This window comes from Prevotella rectalis (genome assembly GCF_900607215.1).
In the GTDB taxonomy this organism is placed as follows: domain Bacteria; phylum Bacteroidota; class Bacteroidia; order Bacteroidales; family Bacteroidaceae; genus Prevotella; species Prevotella brunnea.
The window spans coordinates 397,690-404,454 of sequence record NZ_LR027820.1 but is presented as its reverse complement, the minus strand read 5'-3'; the positions used below and the strand labels follow the sequence as shown (position 1 = coordinate 404,454).

Below are 6,765 nucleotides of genomic sequence, written 5' to 3'. Positions count from 1 at the left end.
TTGGAACGCCGAAAATATGGCGAACGACGGTCTTATGCCATCTTCACCAAAGGTCCCAGGGGGCATCGAGCCCCCTAAGACCTTGCCGAAAATATGACGGAACTTAGGTGTTGTCCATCTTCTTTTATGCAAGTGCACTGACTTCAAATTTAAACTATATAATGTTAATGTCAAGTCATTCAGTAAATAAGAAAATATTTGACAAGTAAAACAGAAATACATCGTCAGATCTGACAAGTGAATTCAGGAAAAGACAGATTATTCTTCATTCATCTATCCAAAGCTTACCTTTCACGTTTCAAAAGCTTACCTTTTACAATGCAAAAGGTAAGGAATTGGAGTGCAAAAGATAAGCTTTTACAAAATAATTAATATCATACTGATTTTCAACAAGTTATGAGACGTGCTTCGGGCGTAGTTTTTGTAATATAATTTCGCGGTACTGGTCGGATCGAATTTTTACGATCAAGCCACCCCTCAAGAACTCGATTTACAACCAACAAATGGTATTGGATAATCCCTTTGGTTCATTAAAAGTTGGAATCCACTCCTTGAATACTTGTAAGACCTAAAATTATTGAAACTTTTGATTTTTCTTTAATGAAAATTTGGCAGTATGAAATATTATTGCTAAATTTGCATCCGCATTTCAGATGGAATATCATGGTGCCTGGGCCGGTCGGTTAGGTAACGGTCTGCAAAACCGTGTAGAGCAGTTCGATTCTGCTAGGCACCTCTTATTGTATAGTAAAATATCAGGATGGGTATCCCTCCTGATATTTTTATAATTTCAGATAGTTAAAATTGGGTCTATAAGGGGTCAGTCGTAAAATGCCCTGAAACAGATTCCTGCGGAGTTGCTGGAATATCCGTCTTATTATGTCCCTTTACGGTCATACAATTTATCTAATATTGCGAATATCTGCCGGATGCTTTACAGTGATAATTTAACAAATGATGCGAGCTATCAGCGGATTACCGATGCCATAGGGATGGATGAACTGGTAAACGACCTCTATCAATCAGGAAAAAGGGTTGTTTTTACTATGGGAAAAGGCGGCGTGGGAAAAACCACTTTAGCCACTGAAATAGCCCTGAAATTAACAAAACTTGGTGCAAAGGTACATCTTACCACCACTGACCCCGCAAACCATCTGAATTATAACCTTGCTGTTCAGGCTGGCATTACGGTAAGCCGTATTGACGAAGCGGAAGTGTTGGAAGCCTATAAAAACGAGGTTCGCAGCAAGGCAGCGGAAACAATGACAGCCGATGATATGGAATATATAGAGGAAGATTTACGTTCACCGTGTACGCAGGAAATTGCAGTATTTAGGGCTTTTGCTGAAATTGTCGATAAGGCAGAAAATGAAGTCGTAGTAATTGACACCGCACCTACTGGACACACTTTGTTGTTGCTGGATGCAACGGAAAGTTACCATAAAGAAGTTCAACGTACACATGGCGACACTCCCGCTTCCGTAAGAAAGCTGTTACCGCGTTTGAGAAGCCCGCAGGAAACAGAAGTCGTTATTGTGACCCTACCCGAAGCAACACCCGTATTTGAAGCCGAACGTTTGCAAATGGATTTACAACGTGCCAGGATTAATAATAAATGGTGGATCGTGAATGCTTGCTTGTCATTAACTGACACTGAAAATTCTTTCTTGCGAGCAAAGGCGCAAAATGAATTGGTTTGGATTAAGAAAGTAGAAGAATTGTCAAAGGGAAATGCTGCCCTAATAGCTTGGAAAAATAACTAAAAACATGAAGATTTTAATTCTTTGCACAGGGAATAGCTGCCGCAGCCAAATGGCACATGGCTTTCTACAATCATTTGACAATAAACTGGATGTCTTCTCAGCAGGAACAAAACCTGCTGAAAAGGTTAATCCGATGGCGGTAAAGGTTATGGAAGAAATAGGTATAGATTTAGCCCATAATATCCCTAAAAGTGTAAACCTATATATAGGGCAGGAATGGGATTATGTGATTACGGTCTGCGGTGGGGCAAATGAAAGCTGCCCAGTGTTTACTGGTAAAGTCGGGAAGAGACTGCATATAGGATTTGACGACCCCTCGGAAGCAATCGGAACGCCAGAGTTTATAAACAGTGAATTTCATCGGGTACGGGATGAAATAAAAGCCCGTTTCTATGATTTCTACCTGGACGAATTAAAACCACAATTAAGCTAAATATTTGTTATTATGGAAAAGAAACAAGGAATTGGATTTTTTGAAAAATACCTGACTATCTGGGTTGCCTTGTGCATCATTATTGGAATTGCCGTGGGACAATGGCTTCCAGCAGTTCCGCAAACATTAAGCAAATTTGAATATGCCAACGTGTCTATACCTGTGGCAATCCTGATTTGGTTAATGATTTATCCGATGATGCTAAAAGTGGATTTTCAAAGTGTTAAGAATGTCGGCAAGCGTCCGAAAGGAATAATAGTCACTTGCGTTACAAATTGGCTGATAAAGCCATTTACCATGTTCGGAATAGCCTATTTGTTCTTCTATGTAGTTTTCAAAGCCTTTATACCTGCCGGATTAGCCGAAGAATATTTAGCTGGGGCGGTACTATTGGGGGCTGCACCTTGTACAGCTATGGTGTTCGTGTGGAGTTACCTTACTAAAGGGGATGCCGCTTATACACTGGTACAAGTGGCTGTGAACGATTTAATCATATTGGTAGCGTTTGCCCCTATCGTTGCTTTCTTGCTGGGAGTTGGCGGCGTATCAATCCCGTGGGACACTCTGTTGTTATCCGTAGGGCTGTTTGTTGTGATACCACTTGCTGCCGGGATCATTACCCGAATAATGGTTATCCGCCGCAAAGGTGTGGAGTATTTCAATAACGTATTTATTAAGAAATTTGATAATTATACGGTAGGCGGGTTGTTATTAACGCTTATTATCCTGTTTTCATTTCAAGGAGAAACGATACTGAACAATCCTCTGCATATCTTATTGATTGCAGTTCCGCTTGTGTTGCAAACAGTTCTGATATTCTTCGTTGCTTACGGTTGGGCGAAATGGTGGAAATTACCCCATGATGTTGCCGCACCTGCCGGAATGATTGGGGCAAGTAATTTCTTTGAATTGGCGGTTGCTGTGGCTATTTCTCTTTTTGGTTTACAATCCGGGGCTGCAGTGGCTACGGTGGTGGGCGTGCTGGTCGAAGTTCCGGTGATGTTGATGTTAGTAAGGATTGCCAATAACACACGAAGCTGGTTTCCGACTACAAAATCCCAATAGGGCAAAAATCCTAATCTAACTTTATCGTAAAAAGGCTTGGTGCCGGAAATGTTTTTTCCTAACGTTTTCGACATTCTGCCTTTTACAAAAGTCAGAATAAAGATACATTTTTCGGCATTAAGACAACCGTATTTTTTTTCTTGAGTACTTTTGATGCTGTTTTTGTCATGTAATTTCACAGTGATAATCAGGTCGCATGTCCGGTATCAAGAATCTGTTTACCACCGTCTGAATACGAATTGGAAACAAAACGTTAGAATGGCAATCCCACCGCAAAATGAAGAGTAAAATCGCGTGCAAAGTTTGGATGAATTATCGGATAATGTTCTTTCGTGGTTTCATAAGCCGGATTAATGGCTTTCATGCCCGCATCGAAGCGAAGAATAAAATAATCGAAATTCAAACGCACTCCCAAGCCGTACGACATGGCGATTTGTTTATAGAATTTGCTTAACTTAAACTGCCCACCCGGTTGCTCCGTATAATTTCTTAACGTCCAAATATTTCCGGCATCTATAAATGCAGCCCCCTCAAATTTCCAAAGCAGGTGCGTACGGTATTCCATGTTCAAGTCGAGTTTAAGGTCTCCCGTTTGATTTATAAAGTCGATTCTTCCGTCCGTTCTCCTAAACCTTCCAGGTCCAAGTTCGCGAACACTCCATCCTCGCACAGAGTTTGGACCTCCCGCGATATAACGTTTTTCAAAAGGTAGCACTTTGCTATTGCCATAAGGCCATGCGATACCTATGCTACCATGAAGAATAAGAGAATTTTTAGGATCAAAAAGAAGAAGTTTAGTATAATCAATATCAAACTTTGCGTATTGAGCGTATGCGGTATTAAATAGTTTATATTGTCCTTGTGAATCTTCCTTGAGATGAAATAAACTTGAAGCTCCGTTTAGAACGTTTCCCGCTGATTCGATTTGCATTCGAATGGCATTATTGTTATTATTATAAACAACAGAAAAACCCATCTTCATGATAAATAAATCTTCATAGTTATAGCGTAATATAGCATTTCTGTTATTTACATCATCCAAGTAATCTTTCTTAAAGGTCGCACTAATCCAAGGCATATAGACATGGCTTAAATCAAGGACATCAAATTCAAAATTCAAGAACTTCGTTGGTTCTGCCCAATGATACTTCCATGAAGCCGAGAATACACGTCTGTGAAATTCTGGTCTGTTTTGTAAGTCCCAACTAATCGATACTTCGGATGTGGCATTGCTTCTTCGTCGAAACTCTCTTGTTGAAAAAGGTGAGAGAAAACGTGGAAATTTCAGACGAGACAACACGCTGTATTCTTCGTAATTATGATTATCGTATCCTTCTAATCCTGAAATAGCTTCGAATGCCGTTCGTAATTCCAAACTAAAAAGTTCGCTACCTTTAAATAGGTTTCTATTCTGATAAGTTAGCGTAGCGGCAGCTCCAAAGTTTCCAGCTGTATTGGTACCTTCAGGACGAAAAGATATTGAGTGTGGCTTGTTGTTCGATAGGTGAATATTGGCATCTAAATAATGAATGTGAGAAGGCTTACCTCCTAAAGTCCTACCTAAGATGATTTTCTCAATATCCTGGTGCTCTCTAAACTCTATATTCGTATATCTTATGGCACTCAAACGTGCAAAATTATTATACGTCTTTTGCAAATCGCTTGCAGAATAAAATTTACCGGTCTCGATAAGATTGTTATCCGTGATGATACTATTCCTAAGTTGTAATCCGGTGGAATCGCCCGGGAGTATGTTCACTTTACCGATACGATATCTGGGGTGCAGCGATAATTCTTCTGTACTACTTGCTTTATATTTTGTCAGATGTAAGGTGATATCAACAAATTTAGAACCTTGCACGGAATCGGCAGTATAATAGATAAAATCCTTATTAAAACGATAATATCCAGAATCATTCAATATTTTGGTCAATCTTTTCCTTTCATTATCCAAAGCGGAAACTGTGAACTGACGTGGCGTCCGATTACTCAATTTTGTGTTTAAGTGCGGATTTAGTACCTTTTCCACTATAGAATCTTGAATATCATAAACAAAGCTATTAATCATATAAGGATTGCCGGGATGCAGAATGTAAATAGCTGTCAACTTTTTCCCTTTCACTTTGGTCTGCAATTCCACCTTTGCCTTCATATATCCCATGTTATTCAACGCGGTTTTTAAATCTTCCGCCGACAATCGAGTCTCTAAGGTATCATACACTACGGGTTCCTCTCCCATTTTTCGCAGAGTTTTATTAATCCACTTTGTAGTATCTTGCCCGGATAAGGCATAAATTCCCAAAGGTATTTTAAAGAGCGAGAACCATCTTGAATTAGCTTTCTGTCTGACATACTGTTCAAACTGTAAAGCATCAAAATTCTTTTTATTGGATTTTATCTCCACTTTGTCCAACAAATAGTCTCCTTCACCAACAAACTTATCAGCTGAACAGGAATTCAACAAAAATAAAGCGATAAATAAAATCGGAATGAAAAAAGTCAATGGTTTTGAACGATGCATCTCTATTTTCTTATTTTTGCGCAAATATACTAAAAAGTTAAGGTATATGTAGCTTGGATAAAGAGTTTTTTGTAAATTTGCCATATGATTTCCAATAATAAAATAAAACTTATCCGATCATTAGAATATAAGAAAGGAAGAGAAAAAGCGCAACTATTTGTGGCGGAAGGTCCGAAAGTCGTCAATGACTTATTGGCTTCCGGATTTGAAGCCGTAGAGATCTTTGATGAATTTGAGGATATAAAAAAAATATCTTTTTTGCAACATCCGCAAAATAAGATGGGAATCTTCAAACTAAAGTCTGGAAACATTCGCAGTTTCTCCCCCGAAAAAGAATTGGCAATAGGTATAGATGACGTCCAAGACCCGGGAAATTTTGGAACCATCATTAGGATTGCTGACTGGTTCGGAATTAAACACATATTTTGTTCATTAGGAACAGTGGACTGCTGGAATCCGAAAGTGATTCAAGCCACGATGGGGAGTATTGCGAGAGTTGAAGTTCATTACCTTGACTTGAATGAATTTATAGACTCTCTCCCACCCCATTACCCCATCTACGGAACGGTACTTGATGGAAATGACATTTACAATGAGGAGCTTACACCAAATGGGATTATTATTATGGGGAATGAGGGGAAAGGAATTTCAAAAGAGATAAGAAACAAAATAAACAAGAAATTACTCATTCCAAATTTCTCAAAACAGGAATGCAAAGCGGAATCGCTTAATGTGGCAATTGCAACGGCGATCACTTGCGCTGAATTTAGAAGGAGATAAAAATACGATGGTAATTGAAAATTTAGTAAAAAACAGAAGTATTTCGAGTTGTATATCAGCCGGACATAATCTATGGAATAAAAATTTCATGAGTTTGTGCAGATACACTATATGGCATTTACTCACAACCGCTCTTGCAATGTCTATAACCATCATCCTACTGCTTGAGAGCGTATGGTATTTTTGGCAACCGGCATTGCTCC

The 6,765-nt window shown here is 39.1% G+C and carries 4 protein-coding genes, 1 tRNA gene and 1 pseudogene; 5 read left to right on the top strand and 1 reads right to left on the bottom strand.

The window, feature by feature from the left end; genetic code table 11:
• Window positions 1-665: 665 nt before the first annotated feature.
• The 4 genes and pseudogenes from E0E16_RS13450 (at window position 666) to arsB (ending at window position 3,261) form a co-directional block, all read left to right on the top strand.
• Window positions 666-736 (top strand) — tRNA-Cys (locus E0E16_RS13450).
• Between the two features lie 97 nt (window positions 737-833).
• Window positions 834-1,763, top strand: a pseudogene (locus tag E0E16_RS02535) (ArsA-related P-loop ATPase); the annotation flags it as partial.
• 4 nt (window positions 1,764-1,767) lie between these two features.
• Window positions 1,768-2,196 (top strand): arsenate reductase ArsC, encoded by a 429-nt coding sequence (locus E0E16_RS02530; RefSeq protein WP_130828691.1) that lies wholly within the window; start codon window positions 1,768-1,770, stop codon window positions 2,194-2,196.
• A gap of 12 nt (window positions 2,197-2,208) precedes the next feature.
• Window positions 2,209-3,261 carry an ACR3 family arsenite efflux transporter gene (gene arsB, locus E0E16_RS02525; protein ID WP_130828690.1) on the top strand — a complete coding sequence of 351 codons (1,053 nt, stop codon included), beginning with the start codon at window positions 2,209-2,211 and terminating at the stop codon, window positions 3,259-3,261.
• Window positions 3,262-3,514: 253 nt separating this feature from the next.
• On the opposite strand, the gene tamL is transcribed toward arsB, so the two are convergent.
• On the bottom strand, window positions 3,515-5,782 hold the full coding sequence (tamL, locus tag E0E16_RS02520; protein ID WP_130829719.1) for a translocation and assembly module lipoprotein TamL: 2,268 nt from the start codon (window positions 5,780-5,782) through the stop codon (window positions 3,515-3,517).
• A gap of 84 nt (window positions 5,783-5,866) precedes the next feature.
• Here tamL and E0E16_RS02515 point away from each other — a divergent pair, with 84 nt between their 5' ends.
• Window positions 5,867-6,562, top strand: coding sequence for an RNA methyltransferase (locus E0E16_RS02515; protein ID WP_130828689.1), 696 nt, complete (start codon window positions 5,867-5,869; stop codon window positions 6,560-6,562).
• The last annotated feature ends 203 nt before the right edge of the window (window positions 6,563-6,765 follow it).